This is a genomic window from Sinanaerobacter sp. ZZT-01 (genome assembly GCF_035621135.1).
Lineage (GTDB): Bacteria > Bacillota > Clostridia > Peptostreptococcales > Anaerovoracaceae > IOR16.
In genome coordinates this window covers 423,926-450,739 of record NZ_CP141728.1, presented here as the reverse complement: position 1 = coordinate 450,739, position 26,814 = coordinate 423,926, and the positions used below count along the sequence as shown (strand labels likewise).

At 43.7% G+C, this 26,814-nt stretch carries 21 protein-coding genes and 1 pseudogene; 14 read left to right on the top strand and 8 right to left on the bottom strand.

All coding sequences use genetic code 11. The features are described from left to right. The first annotated feature begins 44 nt into the window (after positions 1–44). The 8 genes from U5921_RS02160 to U5921_RS02125 all read left to right on the top strand — a co-directional run bounded on the left by U5921_RS02160 (position 45) and on the right by U5921_RS02125 (position 16,216). Positions 45–6,677, top strand: a complete 6,633-nt coding sequence (locus tag U5921_RS02160) for a DUF6908 domain-containing protein (RefSeq protein WP_417765066.1) — start codon at positions 45–47, stop codon at positions 6,675–6,677. 11 nt (positions 6,678–6,688) lie between these two features. Next, positions 6,689–7,357, top strand: a complete 669-nt coding sequence (locus tag U5921_RS02155; protein WP_324824893.1) for a hypothetical protein — start codon at positions 6,689–6,691, stop codon at positions 7,355–7,357. A gap of 58 nt (positions 7,358–7,415) precedes the next feature. Then, positions 7,416–8,723: a hypothetical protein gene (locus U5921_RS02150; protein WP_324824892.1), complete on the top strand. Its 1,308-nt coding sequence runs from the start codon at positions 7,416–7,418 to the stop codon at positions 8,721–8,723. Continuing rightward, a complete protein-coding gene (locus tag U5921_RS02145) occupies positions 8,713–12,540 on the top strand; it encodes an S-layer homology domain-containing protein (protein WP_324824891.1) in 3,828 nt (1,275 codons plus the stop codon). Before U5921_RS02150 ends, U5921_RS02145 begins: the two co-directional genes overlap by 11 nt. 9 nt (positions 12,541–12,549) lie before the next feature. After that, on the top strand, positions 12,550–13,236 hold the full coding sequence (locus U5921_RS02140; protein ID WP_324824890.1) for a DUF3846 domain-containing protein: 687 nt from the start codon (positions 12,550–12,552) through the stop codon (positions 13,234–13,236). A gap of 9 nt (positions 13,237–13,245) precedes the next feature. Further along, entirely contained in the window at positions 13,246–13,788 is a 543-nt protein-coding gene (locus U5921_RS02135; protein WP_324824889.1) for a hypothetical protein, read from the top strand. A gap of 84 nt (positions 13,789–13,872) precedes the next feature. Then, positions 13,873–15,120 carry a HipA domain-containing protein gene (locus U5921_RS02130; protein ID WP_324824888.1) on the top strand — a complete coding sequence of 416 codons (1,248 nt, stop codon included), beginning with the start codon at positions 13,873–13,875 and terminating at the stop codon, positions 15,118–15,120. Positions 15,121–15,208: 88 nt separating this feature from the next. Beyond that, complete coding sequence (locus U5921_RS02125) at positions 15,209–16,216, top strand: DUF3991 and TOPRIM domain-containing protein (protein WP_324824887.1); 1,008 nt, start codon at positions 15,209–15,211, stop codon at positions 16,214–16,216. Positions 16,217–16,346: 130 nt separating this feature from the next. On the opposite strand, the gene U5921_RS02120 is transcribed toward U5921_RS02125, so the two are convergent. Next, a complete protein-coding gene (locus tag U5921_RS02120; RefSeq protein ID WP_324824886.1) occupies positions 16,347–16,997 on the bottom strand; it encodes a Crp/Fnr family transcriptional regulator in 651 nt (216 codons plus the stop codon). Between the two features lie 113 nt (positions 16,998–17,110). Here U5921_RS02120 and U5921_RS02115 point away from each other — a divergent pair, with 113 nt between their 5' ends. From U5921_RS02115 to hcp, 5 genes are all read left to right on the top strand, one after another. After that, positions 17,111–17,593 carry a permease gene (locus U5921_RS02115; protein ID WP_324824885.1) on the top strand — a complete coding sequence of 161 codons (483 nt, stop codon included), beginning with the start codon at positions 17,111–17,113 and terminating at the stop codon, positions 17,591–17,593. Then, on the top strand, positions 17,590–18,303 hold the full coding sequence (locus U5921_RS02110; RefSeq protein WP_324824884.1) for a permease: 714 nt from the start codon (positions 17,590–17,592) through the stop codon (positions 18,301–18,303). The genes U5921_RS02115 and U5921_RS02110 overlap by 4 nt, the downstream gene beginning before the upstream one ends. A gap of 95 nt (positions 18,304–18,398) precedes the next feature. After that, positions 18,399–18,713 (top strand): cupin domain-containing protein, encoded by a 315-nt coding sequence (locus U5921_RS02105; protein ID WP_324824883.1) that lies wholly within the window; start codon positions 18,399–18,401, stop codon positions 18,711–18,713. 39 nt (positions 18,714–18,752) lie between these two features. Beyond that, complete coding sequence (gene rd, locus U5921_RS02100) at positions 18,753–18,917, top strand: rubredoxin (RefSeq protein ID WP_324824882.1); 165 nt, start codon at positions 18,753–18,755, stop codon at positions 18,915–18,917. 19 nt (positions 18,918–18,936) lie between these two features. After that, the gene (gene hcp, locus U5921_RS02095) at positions 18,937–20,568 is read left to right on the top strand and encodes a hydroxylamine reductase (protein WP_324824881.1); all 1,632 of its coding nucleotides are present in this window, start codon (positions 18,937–18,939) and stop codon (positions 20,566–20,568) included. A gap of 295 nt (positions 20,569–20,863) precedes the next feature. Here hcp and U5921_RS02090 read toward each other — a convergent pair whose 3' ends face one another. The 7 genes and pseudogenes from U5921_RS02090 to U5921_RS02060 form a co-directional block, all read right to left on the bottom strand. Next, entirely contained in the window at positions 20,864–21,586 is a 723-nt protein-coding gene (locus U5921_RS02090; protein ID WP_324824880.1) for a DUF5131 family protein, read from the bottom strand. 55 nt (positions 21,587–21,641) lie between these two features. Continuing rightward, positions 21,642–21,848 carry a hypothetical protein gene (locus U5921_RS02085; RefSeq protein ID WP_324824879.1) on the bottom strand — a complete coding sequence of 69 codons (207 nt, stop codon included), beginning with the start codon at positions 21,846–21,848 and terminating at the stop codon, positions 21,642–21,644. A gap of 65 nt (positions 21,849–21,913) precedes the next feature. Continuing rightward, positions 21,914–22,384 carry a VOC family protein gene (locus tag U5921_RS02080; protein WP_324824878.1) on the bottom strand — a complete coding sequence of 157 codons (471 nt, stop codon included), beginning with the start codon at positions 22,382–22,384 and terminating at the stop codon, positions 21,914–21,916. 3 nt (positions 22,385–22,387) lie between these two features. Beyond that, on the bottom strand, positions 22,388–23,218 hold the full coding sequence (locus tag U5921_RS02075; RefSeq protein ID WP_324824877.1) for a helix-turn-helix domain-containing protein: 831 nt from the start codon (positions 23,216–23,218) through the stop codon (positions 22,388–22,390). 322 nt (positions 23,219–23,540) lie between these two features. After that, a complete protein-coding gene (locus tag U5921_RS02070) occupies positions 23,541–24,407 on the bottom strand; it encodes a DMT family transporter (protein WP_324824876.1) in 867 nt (288 codons plus the stop codon). Next, positions 24,404–25,197: pseudogene (gene proB / locus U5921_RS02065) on the bottom strand (glutamate 5-kinase). Before proB ends, U5921_RS02070 begins: the two are co-directional and overlap by 4 nt. A gap of 1 nt (position 25,198) precedes the next feature. Continuing rightward, a complete protein-coding gene (locus U5921_RS02060) occupies positions 25,199–25,738 on the bottom strand; it encodes a prolyl-tRNA synthetase associated domain-containing protein (protein WP_324824875.1) in 540 nt (179 codons plus the stop codon). A gap of 118 nt (positions 25,739–25,856) precedes the next feature. Here U5921_RS02060 and U5921_RS02055 point away from each other — a divergent pair, with 118 nt between their 5' ends. Continuing rightward, positions 25,857–26,738, top strand: coding sequence for a LysR family transcriptional regulator (locus U5921_RS02055; protein WP_324824874.1), 882 nt, complete (start codon positions 25,857–25,859; stop codon positions 26,736–26,738). The last annotated feature ends 76 nt before the right edge of the window (positions 26,739–26,814 follow it).

Here is a 26,814-nt window from a genome sequence, read left to right as displayed (position 1 = left end):
ACAAGCCGTCTGCGGGCGGTTTTTTCGTTGTCCCGCCAAGACAAATGCAGGAAACAGCTGTTGAAGATGTTACGGAAACTTCAATAGAAATGCCCGTTGCCGAACCGGTCTATCTGCTGGACGAGGAAGAAATATCTGACCTCGTAGATGTGGTACTGTGTGCTGATGATATTACTCCGGACACACGGGAATGGCAGTCGGAACTATATCGCTTTTGGGGCGGTGGTCATAAACAAAGCACAAAAACCAATGCCCTAAAAGCCTTTTACGGCAAGCTGGATACCGATTACACCACTAAGACCGGCGAATATCTAAACATTTTGTCCAGCGCGGATGGCATTACCTTTGAAACAGAGGGACAGCAGTTTACCTTTACCTACCGGGAGCTGGCAGAAAAAATTGACCAGCTTATTTTAATGGGAGTCTATCCCTTTAGCTCTGCGGATTCTATGTTGGACGATTACTCCATTCCTGATGAAGCAGAAGAAATGAAAGGCGCTAAGGATGAAGATAGTTATGAGCCAGATGAAGAACCGATCATTTCCAAAGATGACATCATTAATCAAATTCTATCCAGTCACATTTCTTTTCAAGGCGGTAAGCAAAGAATTTATAACGCAATGCTCACGCTGTCTGCCAGAAAAGACCGCATTGCCGTACTGAAAAAAGAGTATGGGATTGGCGGGGTCAGTGGTAGCTTAAAAAATGGTGGTCACAGAAGAATCAATTATAACGGTAGCGGATTTGATATTGAGTACAAAAGCGATGGCATTGACTTCCACGAGCATCTAACGTGGGAAAAGGTTGAAGCACGAATTATCCAGCTCATTCAGCAAGATAGCTACCTGACTGCCAAAGAAAAAGCGGCACTGGAAGCTGTGGGTAAACTGATTTCCCTAGATGCGCCGTCTGTTCTCACGGAGCCGTCCTCCCAGCTTAATCTATTTGAAGTGTTTTCACAGCCGCAGGATACCTATGAAGCTACTGGCGGTGAGGAGAACGACGCCCTGTTAAATGAGAGCAGTACAGAGCCGGAACCGCTTCCTTTTCAGGAAGGTGACCGTATTTACTATCATGACAAGGTGTTTGAAATCCTTAAGTTCATGCACGATGGGCGCACGGTGGAAATCGGGGATATTTTGCAGCTTCAGAACCTCACCAAATTTGCAATTAGGGAAAGAGTACCTATTTCTGAAATTGCAGACTGCAAGTTGCTAAAAGACCATTACACCGATGGAGAGATTGTTTCGATGGTGGTGAATGCCGTACAAAGCGGTGATAACAGAGAGGAAACAAAGGAAGAGATAAATGCTACAACCCTTCTCAATCAAGCCAATGAAGATTGTAATCGAGCTGTCATGGAGGATTTTCATAAACGCACCATGGATGGTTTTCATTATCGCTATTCCCCTGATCATCATCTGTACGAGGGCGGGCAGAAAACCAAATGCCGTAATAATATTGAAGCCATTCGTCTGTTAAAGGATTTACAGTTGCAGGGACGCATGGCCACTGCCGAAGAACAGATAACCCTTGCCAGATTTGTTGGCTGGGGCGGTCTTGCAAATGCCCTGACATCGGGAAAATCCGGCTGGGAGACGGAATACGAGGAAATAAAGGGATTGCTCACCGAGGAAGAATTTGAATCTGCACAGCAAAGCACGCTGACCTCCTACTATACAGAGCAGAGTGTGATTCGGAACATCTACAATGCACTGGACCGTTTCGGCTTTCATGGCGGCAACATCTTAGACCCCGCCATTGGAACGGGCAACTTTTACTCCGTACTGCCGGAAAGCATGAGTGGTTCTAAACTGTACGGCGCAGAAATTGATACCATTCCCGGAAACATTGCCAAGCATCTATATCCCTATGCGGATATTCAGGTCATGGGCTTTGAAAAAACGAAGTTCCCTGACCATTTCTTTGATGTGGTAGTTGGCAATGTACCATTTAACTCTATTCGAGTGGACGACCCACGCTACAACAGGCATAACTTCCGTATTCATGATTACTTTCTGGCAAAGTCTTTAGACCAGGTCCGCCCCGGTGGAATCGTGGCGGTGATTACTTCAAAATATACGCTCGATAAATCCAATCCCACTATCCGCAAATACCTTGCACAGAGGGCGGAACTTTTAGGAGCAATCCGTCTGCCCAACAATGCGTTCAAACAGGTGGCAGGAACCGAAGCTACCACAGATATTTTATTCTTACAAAAACGAGAGCGGGAAATTGTACCGGATGAAGAAAACAGTCCATGGATTTCTGTGGAAGAAAATGCGGACGGCATTCCCCTCAGCAGCTATTTTATAGATCACCCTGAAATGATACTGGGTGAGATGGTGTTCGATGAGTCCATGTTCGGCAACGAAAAGACGACTGCCTGCCACCCAATCCTCGGCGATGATCTGGATGAGCGATTGGAACGGGCTGTGTCCTATCTGGAAGGTACTTATACGGAGGCTATATCGGAATATGCCGAGGAAAAAACTGTTTTAAGGGATTCCCTGCCTGCTGACCCTGCGGTCCGCAATTTTAGCTATACCGTAGTAGAAGATGCGTTATATTATCAGGAAAATTCCCGTATGTACCGGCAGGACATCACGGGTAAAAAGGCAGAGCGTATTCGTGGCATGATTGCCATTACCGCCGCTGTCCGTAGTCTGATTGATTTTCAAAACGGTGCCTTTACAGACAGCAATGAGCTACCTACTGCGGAGCATGAGAAGCAGCTGCAGGAGCATATCGGGTATCTGAACAGGGTATACGATGGATTTGTGAAGCAAAATGGTTCTCTTAATTCCTATGGGAATGTCATCGCATTTTCAAGGGATAGCAACGCACCCCTGCTTCGCTCTCTTGAGCAGGAAAGTAAAACAGAAAAAGGCGTATATGAAAAAACGCCCATGTTCTACAAGGCAACCATCAAGCCCAAGGTTATGCCTAGCGTAGTGTTTTCCGCAGAGGAAGCCCTAAAGGTATCTCTTAATGTTAAAGGCAGGGTTGACCTTTCCTATATGTCGTGGCTGTATCAGTTGCCAGAACACCGCAAGGCAACACCGGATGAAATCATTGCGGAGCTGGGTGATCGTATTTATCAAGACCCTGCACAGTACACGGGCAATCCCCACACCAGCTGGCAGACCGCAGAGGAATATTTGAGTGGCTATGTTAAAGACAAGCTGACCGAAGCTATTTTAAAGGCGGGAGAAGAACCGGAGCGGTTTGCCCGAAATGTGGAAGCACTAAAAGCCGTGCAGCCCACGCCACTGACACCGCAGGAAATCAGCTTTACTCTCGGTTCAACATGGATACCCGCTGATGTGTATCAACAGTTTATGTATGATACCTTCAAGACGATGGCATATAACCAGACCGGGCGGTATGCCATCGGCGTGGAATTTTCCAATTACAGCGGTGCCTATTTTATCGCCAATAAAAGTGCCGAAAAGACCTCCATTGCCGTCAATCAAACCTATGGTACCGACCGCATGAATGCCTACGAGATATTGGAAAGCACCCTGAATCTGCGTTCTGTGGAGGTAAAAGACCGTGTGGACTATGTTGACCCGGATACCGGTGAGGATAAGGTTAAATACGTTCTGAATAAGCGTGATACCATTCTCGCCCGTGAGAAGCAGGCCCAAATTAAGTTGGCTTTTGAAAGCTGGCTGTTTGCAGACCCGGAGCGTGGTGCAAGGCTGACCAAGCTCTACAATGAGAAATTCAATAACGTCCGTCCTCGTAAATATGATGGATCGGACTTGGCTTTGCCGGGAATGGCAGATGATATTACCCTCAGACAGCACCAGCTTGATGTAATTGCACATGGTTTGTACGGTGACGGAAATCTGCTCATTGCTCACGAGGTAGGGGCTGGGAAAACATTCAGCTCTATTGCCCTGGCCTATGAGCTGAAACGGCTGGGCAAAATCCATAAACCGCTCATTGCAGTTCCCAACCATCTGGTTGGACAGTGGGCAAACGAGTATATGCGTCTATATCCCAATGCAAATATTTTAGTGGCGGAGAAAAAGGACTTTGAGCGAAAGAACCGCCGCCACTTTGTCAGCCGTATTGCCACCGGAGATTATGATGCCGTGATAATGGCACATTCCAGCTTTGAACTAATTGGTTTATCCAGAGAGCGGCAGCTTGCAGCTATGCAGGCAGAGCTTGATTCAATCTCTACAGCCATTGAGGAGCAAAAGCTCCGTGATGGCAAGGACTGGTCTTTAAAGCAGATGCAAATTTTCCGCTCCAACCTCCAGTTTCGTTATGACAGATTGTTTAAGGCGGAGAAAAAAGATGATGTTATCTATTTTGAGGAGCTTGGCGTAGATGTCTTGGTGGTAGACGAAGCGCACGCATACAAAAACAACTTTTCCTATACCAAAATGCGCAATGTTGCCGGTGTCAGTGGAGCCAGTAGCCAACGAGCCATGGATATGCACATGAAGTGTCAGTATATCAATGAAATCGGAAACGGAAAGGGCGTTATTTATCTCACCGGCACCCCTGTATCCAATTCCATGGCAGAGCTGTATGTTATTCAAAAGACCTTGCAGCCCAAAGAACTGGAACGTCGTGGACTGCTGATGTTCGACAGTTGGGCAAGCACCTTTGGCAAAGTAGAATCATCTTTAGAAATTAAGCCGGAGGGCAACGGATACCAGATGAAGAAGCGTTTTGCACGGTTTCACAATCTGCCGGAGCTGATGAGTATGTTCCAGATGATTGCGGACATCAAAACTGCAGATATGCTGGACTTGCCGGTGCCGGAATTGAAAACTGGTGCGGTGCAGGTCATTAAAACTGCCATTACTCCAGAACAAAAGCGGATTGTCATGGAGCTGGGCGAACGTGCGGAGCTGATCCGTAACGGTGAGGTGGACAGCACCGAGGATAATTTTCTCAAACTGACCCATGAAGCAAGGCTGCTGTCGGTAGACCCAAGAGCCGTTGACCCGTCAATCCCTGATGATCCAAACACTAAGCTCAATATTTGTGCTGGAAAAGTGGCTGAGATTTACCATGAAACTGCTGGTGAAAAGCTGGCACAGCTTATTTTCTGTGACCAGGGTACACCGAAGTATGACGGCAGCTTCAATTTCTATGAAGCTACCAAAACAGTCCTGATTGTACGGGGGGTAAAACCAGAGGAAATCGCTTTTATACACGACGCAAAAACCGACGTGCAGCGAGAACAGCTCTTTGACAAGGTGCGCAGCGGTGAAATCCGTGTTCTGATGGGCAGTACCGAAAAAATGGGCACAGGCATGAATGTGCAGCAAAAGTTAGTAGCTCTCCATCATTTGGATGTGCCTTGGCGCCCATCAGACCTAACCCAGCGCAATGGTAGAATCCTTCGTCAAGGCAACGAAAACAAGGAAATTTCTATCTTCAACTACATCACCGAAAACACCTTTGACAGCTATTTGTGGCAGATTTTAGAGCAGAAGCAACGCTATATCAGCCAGATTATGACTGGTCGCTCTGCACTTAGAAGCTGTGAGGACATTGACGATACTGTTTTGCAGTATGCAGAGTTTAAAGCACTTGCCACCTCTGACCCAAGAATCAAGCAGAAGATGGAAACCGATAACGAAATCAGCCGCCTTACGGTGCTGAAATCCTCATGGCAGAGCCAAAGGAACGAAATGCAGTACCGTATCAGCCAGTATTATCCCAAAGAGATTGCCACAGCTACCAGAAAAATCGAGGGTATGACCGCTGATATTGTCGCCTATGCCAAACATGCACCAGCTGACTTTCAGATGGTGATTGACGGCAGGCTCCATGAGGAACGTACCAAAGCAGCGGAGCATTTCATGGTTTTTGCCCGTAAGCTGGGGCGTGACACCGGTGCAACCCTTGAGTTGGGAACCTACGCAGGCTTTCCTATCCGCTTGGTTCGTCAATGGGGCGATGGTGTTTCCATCCAGCTATGCGGCAAATGCACCTATTCCACTGACATGGGTGAGGCTGCGTTAGGTAACATCACTCGTTTGGAACATTTGGCAGAACGCATGGAAAAGGCGAAAACAGAGGAGGAAAATAACCTGCTCAGCCTGAACCAGCAGCTTACAGACGCAAAGGAGGAAATGGAAAAGCCGTTCCCTGACGAAGAGCGGTTGCTGGAGCTGCAAAAGAAAAAGGTGGAGCTTGACCTTGCACTGGAATTTAAGGACGATGGCGAGGATATGATGACGGCAGACGAGGAAGAAAGCGCTTCTGACCGCCCGTCTGTAAGCACAACTATGACCTTAGAACAAGGGCTTTATCAAAAGCTGATGCTGTTTGCAGCTCCGGTTCTAAGCGGCGAAGCCTATTATATGAAGCTGCAATCGGAAGGGTTTGAGGATTTGGCGATAGAAGCCATCGACGGAGGTGAGTACAGTATCGCTCATTATTATGGCTGCAACGGAGACGCCATGCGTGACCCGGAAATCACTTTTACCGTGGACAAGGATAACAGGTCTATTGACCCCACATCGTACCTACAAGACGATATGGGGATTTTTTATGCAACAGATACCGCATCCCCTGCCAAGGTAAAGGATTTGAAGCAGTTTATGTCACAGTGGTTTACCAACATCAAAAATCAGGGTTTTGAGCCGGTGAAGGTCAAAAGCTATGAGCCGGAAGATGATTCCGAAGAAATAGAACGATAGGAGGTACGAGCGTGAAACATAAAGTAACACCTGAATTTTTATCCGCTTTTACAAGGCGGATTTCTGGGCTGGGATTTACAACAAAACAGGAAGCCGGTGAGAATACGTTGCTATCTGTTTTCAAAGATGGGCAGGAGGTCTGCAAAATTGACCATGACGGCAATATGCGTTTTCTTCCGGAGACCTCGCCGGAGCAAGAGAGAAATAAGATATACCGTACCCTTACTGCCATGAAGCAGGCCCATGACCTGTATACAGATGCACCTCAATTACAGGCAGATGGGGTCAGCGATTTTCGACTGATTTCCAACTTTGGAGATTACATTCTGGCGGCGAAGATGACAAAAGACAATGAAGTGCGTTTTACCACATGGCAGTATGATTACGACCGCACAGGCGTGATGTGGGGACATTATTTTGAAACCAACTATGAAGGAGCAAAACAGGATTTTGCGGTACGGTCAGGATTGATTGAGGAGCAGAAGCTCTTTTCCGAGGAGGAGCTGGTGGTGCTGCATGACACCTGCGTATTCCGTGGCCGTAACGATGACAGCATCAGCTATGAGGATGAAAAAATGTTGCATTCGGTAATGGAAAAGGTGGAGAGCAATATTCCCAATCTTATTTTTGAGTATGAGCAAGTGCCAATGCCGGAACATGAGGATGAATATGGAATATAGCCAAATCAACGCCGTTACCAAGTTTGGCTCTGATGATTACTCTCTATGGACACTGACCATGCCCCGAGACAAAATCCATGAGATCAGGCAGCAACCGACAGTGGTTGACGGCGATATGGGCAGTGTGTTCGGAGAAATTCCAACCGCCCATGATGACCAGTCAGAATCACTGATAAACTTTGTTTTACCACATAGTGCCGGTCTGAAGCTCCATACCGTGGATATGGGCGGGGACTTTGTGAACAGGAACCGCCATAACGGCTCCTCTGTCCGTGGCTCCAAAGCGGAAATCATGGCAGAGCTGCGGGAAGCAGTAAAGGCGCAGGGGTATTCTTTGCATAACAACGCTTCTTTTTTAGAAGTGGATGTACTTGCCACGTTGAAAAAAATCATGGAGCATAACACCGATTTTTACCAAACGGATTTTCAGTACGATGTAAAGCAGATCAGAAAGGCTGCCGAGGATCGGGGCGGTTACCGAAACTTTTTCTGGCTGAGCAGAAAAAACGGAACATGGTGCTTCCCAGAACGTGATGTCTATCTCCGAAATATCAATGCCCACAACACATGGGAGTATTACGGAGCCAGCAAAAGTGAAAATGTCAAAACTTTTTGGGTTGAGATATTACGTATGAACGAGGACAAAACCATCATTGGCAATGTGCTGGAGATGGATTATCAAAAGCATTTGGATTATCTTTGTACCCATGCCCTTGATCCCGTAGCAGTGGAGGTAGTGTTCAAAAATCCTAACGATGTACGCACCGTTTCCTATCAGGAATATAACCAGAACTGGCAGTCCATCGCACAGCATTACGGCACAGTGGAACGCCATAAATTTTTGCCGGAGGATCAGCATGAACTTGCCCGAATTGCAATTTCGGCACGGGGACAGTTTTGGGAAGCCACAGAGCCGATGAAGGTTGCGGATTTTGTGCAGCGTTTAGACCATGACCGATTACACGATTATGGCTACACAGCAGATGACTTACTGCTGACCGGTCCCATGGATGCAGAAAAAGCCGTTCAAAATCATTTGTGCTGCTACGCTTTGCAAAAAGACGGAACAAAAGAACTGATTGCCGACAGAGATGCCTATCAGAAGCATCTTTTCAGCGGTGGACTGTATGGCATGACAGCGGCGGAAAAACAGCTTTTGCAATATTTTAAACAGGACGTTGTTCCGCTGTTTTCCAGTGAGGAAATGCAAGTGCTGTGCGCATTGGCAGTGCAGGAAGGAATGAATAATGACCCTGCCAAGGTGAAACTTTTAGACAGTATCATTCACAAGCTGGAGTGTGCCATACCGCAGTCGGCACAAGCCGAAGCCCAAGAACAGGAGGACGAATATAGCCGTGAAGAATAATGATTTTTTCAAACTTAACATGAATAAAGAGACCAAACGGGCGGTGATGGTGCTTTCTATCATCGCCCTGCTTATTTTAATCATAGGATTGGTGAGCTGTTCCATGCAGCTTAGCCAGAAAGATAATCCCTCTCAAATTGTGGTAGAAACGGACGATGTTACACCAATTCCTTCAGACAATCCCATTGTGACGGAAATTGAGCATGAGGATACGGACGTCGGGGACGATACCGATAATGCGACGGCTGATAAGGACAGTGACCATTCAAATGGTGGTTTTTCTAAGGATACGCAGGATAAAAAACCTACCAAACCAACGGAAAAACTGACTAAGAATCCAACATCTACACCAATGCCTACAGCAACCCCAAGTCCAACACCAACGCCAAAACCGACAGACCCTCCGATAAATCCCACAGAACCGGTTAAACCCACTGACCCGACAACACCGCCAATTAAGCCGGAACAACCCGATAAACCCGACAAGCCAAGTGGTGGTGGCTCCAGTGGAAGTGGCGGCAGCGTGAGCTATCCCGCCGCAGTGGTAGAAATCGTTGCGCCTGAATTCAGTCATACCGATACAGAATTTGAAGTAAAAACGGTGCTTCGCTCCGTAAAATCACTGGAATGGAGCGTTACCGAGGACGGCAAGAACATACCACAAAGCGAACTTCTAATAGGTACATTGGATAAGGATGGTGGCAAAATTACCATTACCCAGCCGGGCAACTATCTTCTTACCGCTACGGCTCAAAATTACGGCAATCACACCTATATCTTTTCCAAAAAGATTATCATCCACCCCACCTTTAAAATCAGTGTAGAAGCGGATAAAACTGTTCACACAGATAAAACCTTTACTGTCAAAACCACGCTTTCCGATAACGTCACACAGCAGCTTAACTGGCATATTTTTAAAGACGGCAAGGAGATAAAGTGGCAGGACACGGTAACCGGTACGCTCACGAATGCAGGCGGTTCCATTCAAATAAAGGAAAAGGGCAGCTACACCATCAAAGCAACTGCTTTTGATGAAACCAGCCGTGAGTTTTCTGGCAAAGCAGATATTACGGTATATCCTGTCATTGAGATCGAGGTACAGGCTCCTAACACCGCTCATACCGATACGCCAATTACCGTGGCGGTGAATACCAAGGAGTTAGGCGACTTATCACTCGATTGGACAGCTACCAAGGAAGGCAAAGAGATCCCGCTTTCTGATTGTTTTGTTGGAACGCTTACCGATGCAGGCGGCTCTGTCCGTTTCTTAGAAAAAGGCAGCTACAAACTGACTGCCACAGCCATCGATAAGGCAGGCAGATTCTTTACCGCAAAAGCAGAAATTACGGTCTATCCGGTTGCTGCCTTCGATTTTACTCTGCCAGCAACCACACATACCGATAAAACGATTGATATTCTGGTAAAGTCCTCTGATTTGCAGGATATGATTGCCGAATGGACGGTCATCAAGGACGGCAAAATCGTGAAGGCTACCGCAGTGATAGAGGGAACGCTGAATAACGATGGTGGTTCCATTCGCTTTACGCAGAAAGGTACTTATACCCTCAAAGCAGCGCTTACTGATGCAACAGGCAGAATGTATAGCCATGAAGCAACCACGGTGGTGTATCCTGTAGCAGAAGCGGGTTTTTATCTGCCGACTATGACTCACACCGATACCACAGTAGAGGTCAAAACCTCGTTTAAGGAAACGCAGGACTTACACGCAGTATGGAGCTTGACCAAGGACGGCAAGGCAATTTCGCTGGCAGATGGTTTTGAGGGAATACTCACCGATGACGGCGGTAATATACAGTTTCGTACCGTTGGCAGCTACGAGCTAAAAGCTACAGTTACCGATAATACAGGACGAAGCTTTACCTATACCGCATCAACTAAGGTTTATCCGGTGATTACGGTTTCGTTGGAGCTACCAAAGCAAACACATACGGATCGACCTGTAACAGCAGAATCCAAGCTGACCAATGCAGGGGCGTTGCCGGTTGTGTGGAGCATGACAAAAAATGATGTGATTGTCGCTCCCGAAAATGATTTGACGAATGTCGGTGGTCTAATCAGTTTCACTGAAAAGGGTGATTATACCGTAACAGCCGCTGTTACCGATGAAGCAGGCAGAACCTTCTCCGTAAGCAAATCCATCAAGGTTTACCCAATTCCCAACATTGCTTTTTCTGTCCCAAGTGCTGTTCATACCGATGACCAAGTGTCGATAAATACGACTCTCACCGATATGGAACAACTGACAGCAGTATGGTATGTAGATAACACCTACGGTTTTCAAGATTGGGATACCTACATTGATGGTAAGCTGACTAATAACGGCGGTTCTATCCGCTTTACCCGTGCAGGAGTCTATGATTTGCAAGCAAGAGTTACCGATGCCACAGGAAGGTTATTTCGCTTTAATAGTGGAAAAATTGAGGTCTTGCCAGTGCTTCAACTTTCCTTTGTATTGCCAGAAACAGGATATACTGACACGCAGATTGATGTGAGAACAAGGGGCAATATCGGTGTTCTTCCTATTGAATGGACGCTGATGAAAAACGGCACAGCCATTCCTTTGGAGCAGGCTGTCAGCGGTACGCTCAATGCACAGGGCGGCAAAATCCGTTTTACCGAAAGTGGCGAATATCGCTTGACTGCCACCATGTTTGATGCCCTTGGAAGAGTATTCACCCACACAGAAAAAATCAGCATTTATCCGCTGTATAACTGCAACTTCACCATGCCGCAGGTGGCTCGCACCGGACAGAACTTTGTTGTGAATATGAGCAGTACAGTCAATCTAAACGATAACAACGTCGTATGGACGGCTATCAAAGATGGTCAGAATATTGCCGTTTCTGAGTATTTTAAGGGAACACTTGGTAACAGTGGCGGTACGGTTCATGTGGATGTATCCGGCAATTATACGCTGACCGCTACCATTACTGATAAGCTGGGCAGAGTATTTACCGCAACGCAGAGCATTTCAGTAGTAAATACCGCACCTACAAAGCCTACTATTACAGCGAATGTAACAAGGACAGCGAAAGATGGTAGGTTCCTTGTCAACTTTACCGTAAACAGCATCGACCCCGATGGCGATGTGATTACCTACGAGTATGAGGGCAAGATAAGTGATAATTACTATGCCGTAGGCACTCATATAGTCAAAGTAAGAGCGAAGGACAATTACGGCGGTATCTCCGACTGGTCACAGGTGACTTTCACAGTGGCAAATTCCGCACCCACAAGACCCGTTATTACAAGAACGCCGAATGGTAACAGCGTTGCACCGGGTACGCCTGTTACCATCACCGCAAGCAGTACCGACCCAGACGGTGATGCCGTTACCTATGTTTGGGAGGGACGCCCCACTGAAACAGCCGTTTACGCTTTGGGCAAGCATACGGTACGAGTAAAGGCGGTAGACAGCACCGGGGCAGAATCTCCATGGGCAGCGATTGTATTTTTTGTTATGGATTCCAACGGCTCCGGCGGCATGATGCTGACCGGTCCTGATTCTACTATTATGGAAAACGGTATTGATGGTGCAACCATTACCCAGTATACCTTTACCGTACCGCCCGTTTCCGGTCACAGTGGGCAGGATTATGGCAGAGTGCGTGGCTACAATATCAAAACAGGTGCATGGGATCAGCTGGACTACGGAACCACAAGCAATGGTATTTCCTTTACCAGAACACTGACCGCAGGCACTTATTCCAAGCTGGAAATGTATTATTATACCAACCATTCATGCATGTACAACAAATCAAACATCACCTACACGGTGGAATATTATTTTGAGTAAGGAGGCATTATGGAAGGATTTTTAAAACCATATCAGGTAGAACAGATTAAGAAAAAGTATACTGTCGGTACTAAAATTCAACTTGACCATATGGACGGTGAGAGAGATATGCCGGACGGCCTGTCGGGCGAAATAAAATTCGTGGACGATCAGGGGCAGCTCCATATGAAATGGCAGAATGGAAGAACTTTGGCGCTTGTACCCAATGTGGACAGTTTTCATATTCTGAGGGAAGCCGAGAATGAAAATGACAAATGCCCAGATGGCTGCATTCAGGTGCTTGTGGTGGAGCCGCATAAGAATCCTTATGTTTCCACAGTCAGAAATGATTACAGGGCAATGCAGGAGCTGGTAGGCGGCTGCATAGAGTTTGTACCGTTGTCAGAGCTTAACTGCCACCTCTACTGCAATGACGAAGGCAAACTGAATGGACTAACCGGAAACCGAAGAATGGATAATGGTGACATTATCTGCGGCACATTTTTCATCTGCACTGACGATGGAGAGGGTAACGATACTTCCCTTTCCAATGAGCAGATTACTTATTTCAGCAACCACTTTCATGAGCCGGAGTTTTATTCTAATACAGAAGCCCACAGCTTTGCCATGGAAGTTGGATATGCAGATAGTAAAGAAGAATTTCTGCGAATGCTGGGGATTGTGCCGGAAGCTGACGAAAATGATTTTGAACGATAAGGAGCAAGTATGGAACACGATAAAACCAGTATTTATGTGGAACACTTAAATCAAAAGGTGCTTCCCACCATTGACTATGACCGTTTGCAGGCATCCTATGGCACACAGGACAAAGACTATGCCAAAGCAGTATTGCATCTGCTATATAAGGCAATGATACAGTGCTATGGCACGGACTGCTTGACGGAGGGCTTAACCGATTATGTTATGGTCCCCGGCGTGGTGCAGTCAAAAGAAAAAGAAAATCTTTGCATTGTCCTTTTGGAGCTTGACCTGACTTCCTCCGGGGAACATTATGAAACCAATTTCCTGACAGGGTATGGCATCCTATCCCAACGTGATCCTGAATTGCCGGATCATATTCGTGCCTATATTCAGGATACCTTCATTCCCTATGATTACGGCTATACAGCAGCTATTCCCTGCGATATTCATGTGGAGAAAAGCAGTCTGCCAGAAGCTGTCAGGGAGATGCTTTCCACCTTTCAGATGCATACAGCTACATTGGAAAGTATGTCGGAAATGTCGGAAGCGGAAGAATTAGAGCGATAATCGTCCTGCAAAGTTCATAATTACTACGTTGAAAAGAACGACTTTATTTGGTATAATTTTAAGTTAAGAACAGGAGATGATGAAATGGCAGATGGCATGAAACGATATATACTGATGCACAAAAATATTTCGGTAGCCGATATAGAGCTGGATGAAGCGTCCAGCGCGATTTCTGCTATCGGCCATATCTATGAAGCACCCCATGTGCCGCTGGGTATTCCGGTGAAAAAAGGTGTGATAGACCGCAGCGCACTTAATGAATGGTGGCGTGGACGAGCAATCCCTGCAAGCCGTGCCGGAATCAAAAATGCACTGACAGAACTGAATCTGTCTACAACACAAAAATTGTTGGAAAAATGCCTTGGTTTGAGTCTTTCCGATCAGTATTGGATCTGTCCGGCTGATTCTGGCATTCAGTGGTCACAGGTCAACTTCTTTGATAATCCTTTTTCGGAGGATGTGGGAAATATCCTGTTTGGACAGGGTTCCTCTAATGACCATATGAGCCTGATGTCCCCGGATAATACTTCGGACGGCTGGCTCAAGAAAAAGTGGAAGATTATAGATGGGAAACGCTGCCTGATTAAGGGCGGAAGCGGTGCGACTCAGCAGGAGCCATATAACGAGGTGATGGCTGGAAAAATTATGGAACGGCTTGGAATTCCCCATGTTCCATATACCCTGCTTACAGAGGATGAGTATCCTTACAGTGTATGCGAGGACTTCATTACACCGCAGACAGAACTAATCTCGGCATGGTATGTGATGCAGACGGAGAAAAAGCCGAACCATGTGTCGATTTATCAGCATTACCTTGATTGCTGCGAAAAGCTTGGTATCCTTGGTATGAAGGAAGCCCTCGACCAGATGATGGTGCTGGATTACCTGATTGCTAATGAAGACCGGCATCAGAATAACTTCGGTGTGGTGAGAAATGCGGAAACCCTTGAATATCTTGGAACGGCTCCCATATTTGACAGCGGAACTTCTCTTTGGTTTGATAAGCCCATTTCTATGATTGGCTCGAAAGCTAAGCTGTCCTGCAAGCCTTTTAAGAACAACCATGAGGAGCAGATCAAGCTGGTAAGCTCTTTTGAGTGGCTGAACCTGAACACACTTTATGATATTGACGAGGAGCTACGGGAGCTGATGCGCGGGTCCGTGTTTATAGATACTGCCCGTTGCGATGCGTTGTGCTTTGCCCTTCGGGAGAGAGTGGAACTGCTTTCGGAAGTGGTAAATACCCGCAGAACATGGATTCCGGTAGACGACCACCGCAGCGATGTGACGGAGGATACTGCCTATAGCGGTAAAGATGATTTAGAACGATAACAAAATACCAGATAACAAAAGTGCCCCCTGAAAGCGGATTGAAACTGCTTTCAGGGGGCACTTTTGCGTGGAATGGAGGTGACAACCCATGCGTACATCGTCAAAGCCTATGCCCTTTACGGAAGAGCAGATGAAGCAGGTCTTTGACACCAATATCATTGACTTCGCCGTGGAAAATGGTTTTCAGATTGAAAAAGGCGATAACTACACCGTTCATGTGAAGAACAGCGGCGGACTGTATCTGTTTAACCATGGGCGCGGCTACTACTGTTTTTCTACACAGACCAAGGGTAATATCGTGGATTTTGCAAAGGAATATTTGGGTGCATCGGATTTCAAAAGTGCGGCAGAACTGATTTTGGGCTGCCGTGCCTATGAGGGAACGACTTCCTTGGTGCCACCTATTGAAAAAGGTCCCAAGGGCGAACTGGTACTGCCGCCCAAGGACAAGAGTTTTGACCGTACTATCGCCTACTTGACCCATACTCGTGGCATTGATAAGGAAATTGTCTACGCTATGATTGAGGCTGGGAAAGTGTATGGAGCAAGGACTGAGAAAAACGGTTATACATTCCATAACTGTGCCTTTGTAGGTTATGACGAAACAGCTAAGCCCCGGTACTGTGCACTCAGAGCGCCAAGCTCAGACAGTAAGTTTCGTCAGGATGTAGAAAACTCTGATAAGACATATGGTTTCTGCATGGAGGGGCGTTCCAACCGTGTATATGAATTTGAAGCCCCCATTGATGCTATGAGCCACGCCAGTCTCTGCAAGCTCCACGGCATTGATTGGCGGGAGGATCATCGGGTTGCCGAGGGATGTCTGTCAGATAAGGCTCTTTACCGCTATTTGCAGCACCACCCAGAAATTGTCGAGATTGTGTTTTGCTATGATAACGATGTGGACGGCAAAGATGCCAAGGGTCAGCCCCATAACCACGGACAGATTCAGGCGGGAATCTCCGCTGAAACCTTTGCGGATTTGGGGTACAAGACCTTTATACAGACCCCGCAGACAAAGGATTTTAATCAGGATTTGTTGGCTTTTCGTGGGATACAGGAGCAAAATCTAAAAGAGCAGGATATGGAGAGGTAGCATCATCGATTATACTTGAACTATATTGTGTTTATAAGAAAATGAAGCAGAGTAACAGTAAGTTTAGTTTGCCGTTGCTCTGCTTTAAGATTAAATTTGACTTTTATATTTTACAACATCCTTTAAATATTTAGTATTTATATTTTTTTATTGCGATTGTACGGTTATTAATTTCAATAATACCTTCCTCTTTTAATTTTTTCATTTCTCTGAACAAAGAAGGTCTTTGTACACCAAAATAATCTGCCAGTTGTCTTTTACTCATTGGAAGCAGAATTACCGAAGATTTCTGTATGATAGTTTGCTGTTTAAAATAATTCATAATATTTTCACGAAGTGTTCTTTGTGTAAACATTGCTATCTTCTGATTTATTCCTTGTGAATTTTGTGAGATTGACTTTATATAATGCAATGTAAAATTGTAATCATGCAAAAACTCCAAAACAGCATTTATGTCAATATGGATAATTTGACAATCTATAAGACAATAGATAGTAAGAGGATAACTGTGGTTGTCACCAAATAATAAATTTGCTCCTATCACACTTCCCTGACTAAATTCAAACATCGTAGTTGCTGAACCGTTCGTTGATAAAGAATACGCAACCAAACTTCCTGACAATACAATATCTAATGTACGGCAAGTTTCATTTGCATTATGAACGGTTGCACCTTTCATATAGTGTTTTTGATAAATATGATTACCTGCTATTAGTTTTTCTAAATTAGATTCCTTTACAGCTGAAAATAATGAAATGTTTCGTAAAATGTCAATATTCATATGAATTTACTCCTCCATTTAAAAACATTATATCAAAAAGAAACATCGGTGTCTATTTGCGAATGATAAACTACTTTATAATTGTGTTATCACAAAAAGAATGGAGGATTTGTATGGATATTTTTACAGTAGCAATGTGGATAGGAACGATTATATTCCTTTTGATTTCCTTAAAAAAGGATAAATCGAAGACATTGAAAGCACTTAAAATGGCATTTGGTATGGGCAAGGGGATGCTGGGAAGCATATTATCAATTATTTTTTTAATCGGTTTAATTCTGACAATATTACCGCCAGAGTATATTGCCGAATTTGTAGGAAATCAATCCTTAGTCATAGCAACGGTGGGTTCGGCGGCATTTGGAACAATTACACTGATCCCTGCCTTTATTGCTTTTCCGCTTGTCGGTACGCTGGTTGACGCTGGGGTTAGTGTTGTTCCTTCCGTAGCATTTCTAACTACACTTACAATGGTAGGGGTCGTAACATTTCCACTTGAAAAGCGTGAATTTGGGCTTAAATTTACTGCTACTAGAAACGGATTAAGCTTTTTATTTGCCATAATTATCGCTATGGTAATGGGGGTGATTGTATGAAAATCTTAAAAAAAGCAAAAGATAATACTTTCTTGATAGTGGTTGTAGCTGCCTATATCCTGATGTTTATACTTAAACCAGATATGGGTGTTACATCAATTAAAAACAGTGCCTATTACATTAAAGAAATGCTTATGATAATGCCGGTGATATTTGTTCTTACCGCGCTTTTGGATACATGGATTGCAAAGGAAAAAATCACAAAATACTTAGGAAAAGAATCCAAAGTTAAAGGTATTATATTGTCGTTCGTTTTAGGTAGCATATCTGCGGGACCGATATATGCAGCATTTCCTATGTGTGTAATGCTCCACAAAAAGGGAGCTTCTGTACGAAATTTGGTTATAATTTTAAGCTCGTGGGCAGTAATAAAGGTTCCAATGCTGCTAAATGAAGCAAAATTTTTGGGAATAAAGTTTATGGCAATTCGCTGGGTATTAACTGTAATTGCAATAGTAGTATTTTCGTGGATTACTTCAAAAATCGTTAAAGACGAAGATATAGTACAGAAAGAAGAAAAAGCAAGTGGTCTTACATTAAACAGAGAATCTTGTATGGGCTGCACATTGTGTACTAAAAATTATCCTGAGATTTTTGGTATGCAAGGTAAAAAAGCATATATTAAATCTTTTGACTCTGAAATAGACAAAGAAAGGCTTAACCAAACAATATTGGCTTGTCCTGTTAGCGCCATTCGTTACAATGAATAAGTAGAAAATGTTGTAAAAACAACATACATTTCTTCGCATGTGTTGTATAATTTAACCACATAATTTAAAACTATAACAAAAAGGAGGTATACAAAATGATTGAGCAAGTCTATGAAATGTCCACTGGAGATGAAAAAGCGGTTGAAAGAGTAATTCAGGATGAAAATATTCATTATATTCATATGATCTTTAATAAGGATGAAGGCCTCCCAGAACATTTTTCCAACTCTAACGTTTATATGACAGTGGTAAGGGGGACTTTATCTATAGGGCTAAATGATCAAGAAGTGCACCAATATAATAAGGGAACTCTTTTGAAAATTCCTGTGAATACAAAGATGAATGTTAAGAATGTATTGGAAAATGTGCTTGAGCTAATTGTCGTAAAAGCCCCGGCACCTTTAAAATAGTGAAACAAAATTTATAATCATTGAAAGGAGAAACAAATAATGATAAAATATGTATGTATCCCATGTGGATATATCTATGACCCAGAAATAGGTGATCCGGATAGTGGAATAGACCCAGGAACTGCGTTTGAAGATATCCCTGATGATTGGGTTTGCCCAATTTGCTTTGTGGGTAAAGATGAGTTTGAACCAGTAAAGGAATAATACGAAGGAGGGAACGATTATGAGTATGTTTTGTTACCAATGCCAAGAAACCGCAAAAGGTACCGGTTGTGAGGTAAGAGGTGTGTGTGGCAAAAATGAGGAAGTTGCAAAATTGCAAGACTTGCTGATTTATGTTACAAAAGGGATTTCTGAAATCGTGGTAAAAGGAAAAGTGGATGTTAAATCCATAAGTGAAGTAAACCATGAAGTGTTAAAAAGCCTTTTTATCACTATTACAAACGCTAATTTTGATGATGGCGCAATCGAAAATCAAATCCATAAAATGATTGAATTTAGAAACGGGCTAAAAAAACAGCTTTCTGGTGTTAACCTTGGTGATGCGGCGGAGTTTGAAGTAATCGATAGAGCGTCTATGTTAGACAAAGCATCTAAAGTAGGTGTACTTTCAACGGAAAATGAAGATGTTCGTTCTCTTAGAGAAATGATTATCTATGGTTTGAAAGGTATGGCAGCGTATACACATCACGCCCTTAATATCGGAAAAGAAGATCTTGCTATCAATGCATTTATTTATGAAGCACTTGCTTCAACCCTTGACGATTCTTTGTCTGCAGATGATCTTGTGGCATTAACATTAAAGACAGGCGAGTTTGGCGTGAAAGCGATGGCGCTGCTAGACGAAGCCAATACCTCCAAATATGGAAATCCTGAAATTACCAGCGTTAATATTGGTGTAAGAAACAATCCTGGAATACTGATTTCAGGCCATGATCTCACTGATTTAGAGCAACTACTGGAACAAACCAAGGGTACTGGTATCGATGTTTATACACATAGTGAAATGCTTCCTGCACATTACTATCCTTTCTTTAAAAAGTATGATAATTTTGCGGGAAATTACGGCGGTTCATGGTGGCAGCAAGTGACCGAATTTGAAACCTTTAATGGCCCCATTTTATTTACTACAAACTGTATTGTACCTCCAAGAAGTGAGGAAATCAGACAAAGAATCTTTACTTCCGGTGCATCAGGCTATCCCGGATGCCCTCACATCACAGCTGATGAAAATGGCAAAAAAGATTTTTCTGAAATTATTGCGATGGCAAAGCAGTGTAAGCCTCCTGTAGAAATTGAATCAGGCAATATTGTTGGCGGTTTTGCTCACAACCAAGTTTTTGCCCTTGCAGACAAAGTAGTTGATGCAGTAAAATCAGGTGCAATTAAAAAGTTCTTCGTTATGGCAGGCTGTGATGGCAGAATGAAATCTCGTGGATATTACACTGAGTTTGCAGAAAAACTACCGAAGGATACGGTTATTCTTACTGCAGGATGTGCAAAGTACCGCTACAATAAACTTGAGTTAGGAGATATTGGTGGTATTCCAAGAGTTCTTGATGCTGGCCAATGTAATGATTCCTACTCTCTTGCAGTAATCGCATTGAAGCTGAAAGAGATATTTGAACTTGAGGACGTTAACGATCTGCCGATTGCATTTAACATCGCATGGTATGAGCAAAAAGCGGTAATTGTCTTACTTGCATTACTTTATTTAGGGGTTAAGAATATTCACCTTGGTCCTACCTTACCGGGATTTTTATCACCTAATGTTGCAAAAGTCCTTGTTGAAAAGTTTGGTATTGCAGGTATCGGACAAGTTGAAGATGATATCAAGTTATTCATGGGCGAATAATTCGTACTGATGTTTTAAATAAAAGGCAAAGATTCTGATTAACATTGGAATCTTTGCCTTTTGTGTTTGAAAGCAAACCTATAACCGTCCTTATGCACAGGATACTCTGGACGATTTTGGGCATATAACGAACAAGGAGCCGTTGCATCAAGAGGTGCAACGGCTCAATTTCATAATTAGTGAGTTTTTCTCTGGTGGACGAATTAAATCAGTTTCGGAGGGTATCCTCGTTTGGATCGTTCAGAACATTCATTAAACAAAACAGGCAATAATGTTTTATGCTATTCTGTTCCTGTCAAAACAACCTTTTTCCATCTGAAATATTGATAACAAGCTCTTTTGCTATACTGGTTTGCTTAAATGGATTTATTTTTTCCACTACACCGTCACGTTTAAAAAGTGAGCCTGTGTTTTTGAACCAAAATGTTACATTTGCTTTTACGCATTGTTCACGGATATTAAGTACCCAATCATAATCACATTCACGAGCTTCTCGACCCGTTTCACCGCCAACTGTCACATGGTCTACTCCACGAAGATACGGTGTCAAATCTATCTTTTCTAAGAGTGGGGCACAAGCGATGAACCGCCGCTTTATCGGATAAGATAAAAAGAGTGGCAGTCTGTAATCAGCTAATGCTTGATTTTCGACAGTACAACCAATATTCACATTGTCATAGCCTGCACCCCAATCGGGTGGAAGTGATACGAGAAAACGATCAATTCGCTTTGTTAAAATCAAGAAATCAATATCAGTTCTTTCCTTGATGATAGCCCAAATGTCTTTACGCCACTCGTCTGCTTCTGGCAGGAAAAAGTCAGTCGCAAAACAGGTTGGAAGAATTTTGTTGCCTTTGATATTGTATTCGCCCTTTGCATTTTTCCTTGCGGGCCAATCAAATTTATCTGTTTTTTGTATTGTGCTTTGACCATAGCGTTTTGCATACGGACCATAAAAATAGCAATTTGTACAGCCATCACTTATTTTGTAACAGCCTGTCCATGGCTCCCAGTTCATAGTGTTCCTCCTCTTGGATGGGTGAAGCCGATGATAGCAGAAACGCAGCCGCTTGTCAAACGCAGCGTTTGAACGTCACCGTCTGTGCCTTCATGGAGATCTTACCAACCTCGTAGCCGTAGGCGGGCAGCTCCTTCTTGAAGGTTAAAAAGGCGTGGTCGATGGGAAAGCCCAGAATCTGTTCAATCTCGGCATAGGTCAGCGCAAAGCTGTTCTCCGCGCGTTGACCTATCGCCTTCCAAAGTGGCTCATATTTACTCATTGTCCGTCTCCTCCGATCTTGTTTGGAATAAAATAGCGGCTTTGATTTACCAAAGCCGCCGTGTATCACATACCGAAGCCTAACGCATACTGTTTTACAACCTCAAAAGGGAACATTGTGCGTGTAGCAACTTCTTCTGCCGACATGCCTTGATTAAAAAAGCGTTTGATAACCGTGGTCATATCCTCTGCAATTTCTACAATGTGCTTGTCGGGGTCATATACCCGAATATCACGCTGCCCCCACGGGTATTCTTTGATTTCATGTACCCATTGCAAACTGGATATCTTTCTCAATTCGGCATACACTTCATCTAAATTATCCACTTCAAAATAGACTTGAAAGTTATGTGACTGCTCTTTCACGCTATTGACTGCCACACCAACGAGTTCGGCATATCCTTGTTGCAGAGAAAAACCCTCAAAAGTCACATGTACGCCAATATCCATGACTGCATTTTGATGAAGCACCTTTTCATAAAAGTGTTTCGATGCGGCTATATCCTTAACCGCTAAAAGACAACCTTGATATTTCATTTTTCAATCCTCCTTTGAGGATAGTGTATCGTATATCTCTGTGCCGTCATAGTAAAAATCCGACATTGTTTTCAAGTAATTTTGGGGTGACACACCACTGATAGCCTTGAAATCTTTATCAAAATGGGCTTGGTCGAAATAGCCAGCTTGTTGTGACAATGCCGCAAAAAAGCAAGGTGATTTTTGAATGTGCCTTAATACATAATTAAAGCGGGTTAAACGTGCAAAGTCCTTAACATTCATTCCAATTTGTGTGCGGAACAAGCGGTTTAGCTGCCGTTCACTATAACAAGATAGTCTGGCAATCTCTTTCACTTGTAGCTGTCCATGATTATCAGAAATCGCTTTGGTTGCCAATAGCAAAGCATTTGAAACAACATGATTTTCCATACGTTTGTATAAAATTTCCTCGCAAGCGTTCGCTAAGTCGGTTACAGTTTTTGATATTGCAAAAGCATGATGCAATAAACGGAACAACTCGTTGTCGATGTCCACAAGCGAAAGGCGTTTGTCTGCAAACTCCGCTTGGCTTTGACGTGTGATTTGATACAACCCGTAAGGCGAAAGCTGAATAAGCAGTAGGACATGATAACTATTTGCTTCCATTCCTAACAAAACAGGGGTTAAAGATGCTCCCCACAATTCAGCAATGACTGCGTTTCCGTCAAAAGCAAGCGACAATGTTCCGCAAGCGTTAGGCATAAGCGTATATTGTGCTGTAAATGTATCATTCGATGGAAATACGATGTTGTAATATTGAATATATTTTCTCAGCCCCACATGTGAGGGAAACATATTGAATTGCTTGTTATCTTTTATAATCAAATTGTTCACCCTTGTTTTTCAAAGAAAGATTCGCATTATGCGTATCCGCCTAATGCGAATTAATCAAATACGAATTCGTTCCCAGAGCAGAGAATTAAATTCCCCATTACCGCTTCAAAAAAGTTATCCTTGGTAAATATATAAAAAAGTTTACCATAGTAAAGTCGAAGTTTCAATTAATAAATATAAACAATTAGGAAAGAGTCCAGTATTATGAAAACTTAAAATTATTCACAGTCTTTATGCAAGTATTGACTGGACTATATTGGGGATATAAAAGAAACAAGCTGAGCATTGATATAAAAAAATGCTCAACTCAACCAAAGGAGTGTTATTTAGATACTTTTTTCCATGAGGTCATTTCTCCGAAAACTGAACCGCCGATAATCATTGTGGCGCCAAACAACTGCGTCACTGTCATGGATTCTTGCAAAAGCACTGCTGCTAAAGCAACTGCGGATAGCGGTTCCAGATAGCCGCAGATTGCTACAGTCTGCACTGGTAGACGTCCGATGGAGGAAAAATACAAATAGCAACTTATCCCGGTGTTTAGCAGACCAATCCACAAAATTGGTAACCAATCCTCAGTAGCAATTTCTATATAGAAACATTGCTTGAATCCTATAAAAATTGATACTGTCACAAAAGCGAAAAATAATTGAAGGGTAGAGTTTTCCATCCCTGTGACTTGCTTTGACTTCTTGTTGAAAATCACCATGGCAGCGTAAGAGACTGCTGACAGGCCTGCACAGAGAAGTCCCCAGAAGTTGGCCCCTTCCGTTGCCGCCTGCCCACTGATAAGAAAGACGCCTATAAGGGCTGTAATCAGAGAGGTCAATTTTTGTGGGCTTATTCGTTCCTTAAACAGAAATGGAGAAAGCGCCACTACAATAACAGGGCCACAGTAATTGATCAGCATTCCCAAACTAACACCGATTTGAGCAAAGGCCTCGAAAAGAAGTAGCCAGTCAGCACCCATTGCGATACCAGATAGTGCAATATAACAGAAATCTTTTTTATGCTGTAGTACAGTCAGTTTGTGTCCTGTGAAAAAGAAAACCACGATCAGTAGAATACTGCCCAACAGAGAGCGCAGAAGGACAATTTCATAGCTGGTTAACCCGATATAGCTTGCAACAACTCCGTTGGAACCGAAAAGTAGAAGCGCAAGGATGTACTTGAAATATGCCTGCTTCATAGTCTGCACCTTCCAACAAACACTGTTCCGGCGCTCCCACCCCCGACAATATCATATAAGGAGTGAGGGTTCTTGCCGTTAGTAATAATGGTGTCAATTCCTTGTGCAGTAGCAAGAGATGCCGCCTGTAGCTTTGTCCGCATTCCACCTGTACCGCGCCTTGATCCGGCTCCACCAGCCAGAGCATAAATGCTGTCATCTATGTGTTCGATATACTCAATCCTTTTCGCACATGGATGTAAGCGTGGATCGCTGTCATACAGACCATCAATGTCTGAAAAGATGACGAGCCTCTTTGCCCTGCAAAGAACGGCTACTACAGCGGAGAGCATATCGTTATCTCCAAACAGTCGCTCCTCCGATTCAATTTCCGTATAACTGACAGAGTCGTTTTCGTTTACGACGGGAATAACACCTATTTCCAGAATGTATTTATCAGATTTTGTTTCTTTTCCTCCTGCTCGATGTCCTCAGCGTTCAGCAATATCTGGGCAATGGTCTTATCATAGTCACCGAAAAATTTGTCATAGAGGAACATGATGTTGCATTGTCCTACTGCAGCGGCAGCCTGTTTGAGACGCATACTGGTGGGACGTGCCTTCATTTGTAGCTTATTAATTCCCACTGCAATCGCTCCGGAGGATACCAGAATAACTTCATATCCCATGTTCTGTATATCTGATAAAACGCAGGCCAGTCGGTCAAAAGAACGCAAATCGCTCATTCCCATTTCGTTGGTCAGTGTGGAAGTACCTACTTTTACAACAATTCGATTCTGATACAATCCCATATCACACCTCCACGATAGATGGCGTATGCTTGGCATAGGAAAGGAAATCTTGGAAGATTTGTTCTGTACGAATCTTCATGTACCCAGTAGTAGTTCCATCGCTGCAACCGTACCATTCCTCAGACAAAATATCCTTGTCAAAAACGACTTGTACCGCATGATCTGCATCCAGCAACGCACTGAAAACAGTGGCAGCTCCAATCTTCGTTCCCAGCATAGTATCAATCTTATCTGAGGGTGCAAAGGAAACACGAGCAATGTCCAGAGATTTGCTAAATTCCTTGGAGCGAAAAGGCTTATCTCCACAGGTGATAAAGAGATAAAAGGCTGTTTGCTGTCGGTTGCACAAGAACAAAGTCTTCACCATCTTCATTTCTAGCTTTGTATTGATCTGAATGCAATCCTCCATTGTGATGGCTTCGTCGGTATCAACCCGTTCAAAGGAAATATCCAATTTCTCCAAAGTTTCATAAACTATTTCCTGCAACGGCGTCTTGGATTTAGCAGGTGCCGTTGTTTGAATTTCACTCACATAAAACATATTCATCCCTCTTTTACTTGTAATTTTCACGGTTTTATTGTAGCATTAAATTTATGATTTGAAAAACGAATAATAATCATTTGTAAAATCACAAAACCGTATGAAAGAGGACGAAAAAATGGATATGAATATTCTAAAATATATGGCGTTCATCAAAACAGTTGAGTACGGAAGCTTCACCAAAGCCGCGGAAATTCTGAACTATTCTCAATCAGGAATTAGCCGTATGATTAATGATCTTGAAAAGGAGTGGAATGTGATTCTACTGGAACGTAGTCGTGCCGGTGTGCGTCTGACCTCAGACGGCACGAAGTTACTCCCATATGCTAAGGGGGTCTGTGAAGAATATCAAAAACTACAAATGCAGGTGAATGAGCTCAACGGACTACAATCAGGACTAATCCGTATCGGAACCTTTTCCAGCGTGGCGACGCACTGGCTGCCGAGTATCATCAAGGAATTTCAAAAGGATTATCCGAACATCGATTATGAGCTTCTCCTGGGTGACTATACAGAAATTGAAACGTGGATTTTGGAGGGGCGAGTGGACTGCGGCTTTCTGCGCCTACCGACGCATACAGAACTGGAGACAATTTTTTTAGAGCAAGATAAGCTTCTAGCAATTCTGCCAGAAGGACACCCGCTCACGGAATATGACAAAGTGCCAGTAGCTACACTCTGCGAATACCCATTCATGTTGCTGGAAAAGGGTGCAAAAGCGGAAATCTCAGAAATATTTGACCGATGCGGCTTGTCTCCAAAAACACACTTCACCACATGGGACGATTATGCCGTGATGTCTATGGTGGAAAGCGGCCTTGGCATCAGTATACTGCCAGAGCTGATTCTGAAGCGAGTTCCATACCGAATCGTTGTAAAAGAACTGGATGTACCGGCCTATCGGAAAATCGGACTTGCTTTGCGAAGCAAAAAAACGGTATCATTGGCCGTTGCAAAATTTTTAGACTATTTAACTTATCGTGAAAAATTTGCCCGTTAAAGAGAGTAGATGTGTAACATGGTTATCATGTTCCTGAATTATTGTTAATATCACGGATCATACTTTTGTTTTCGCT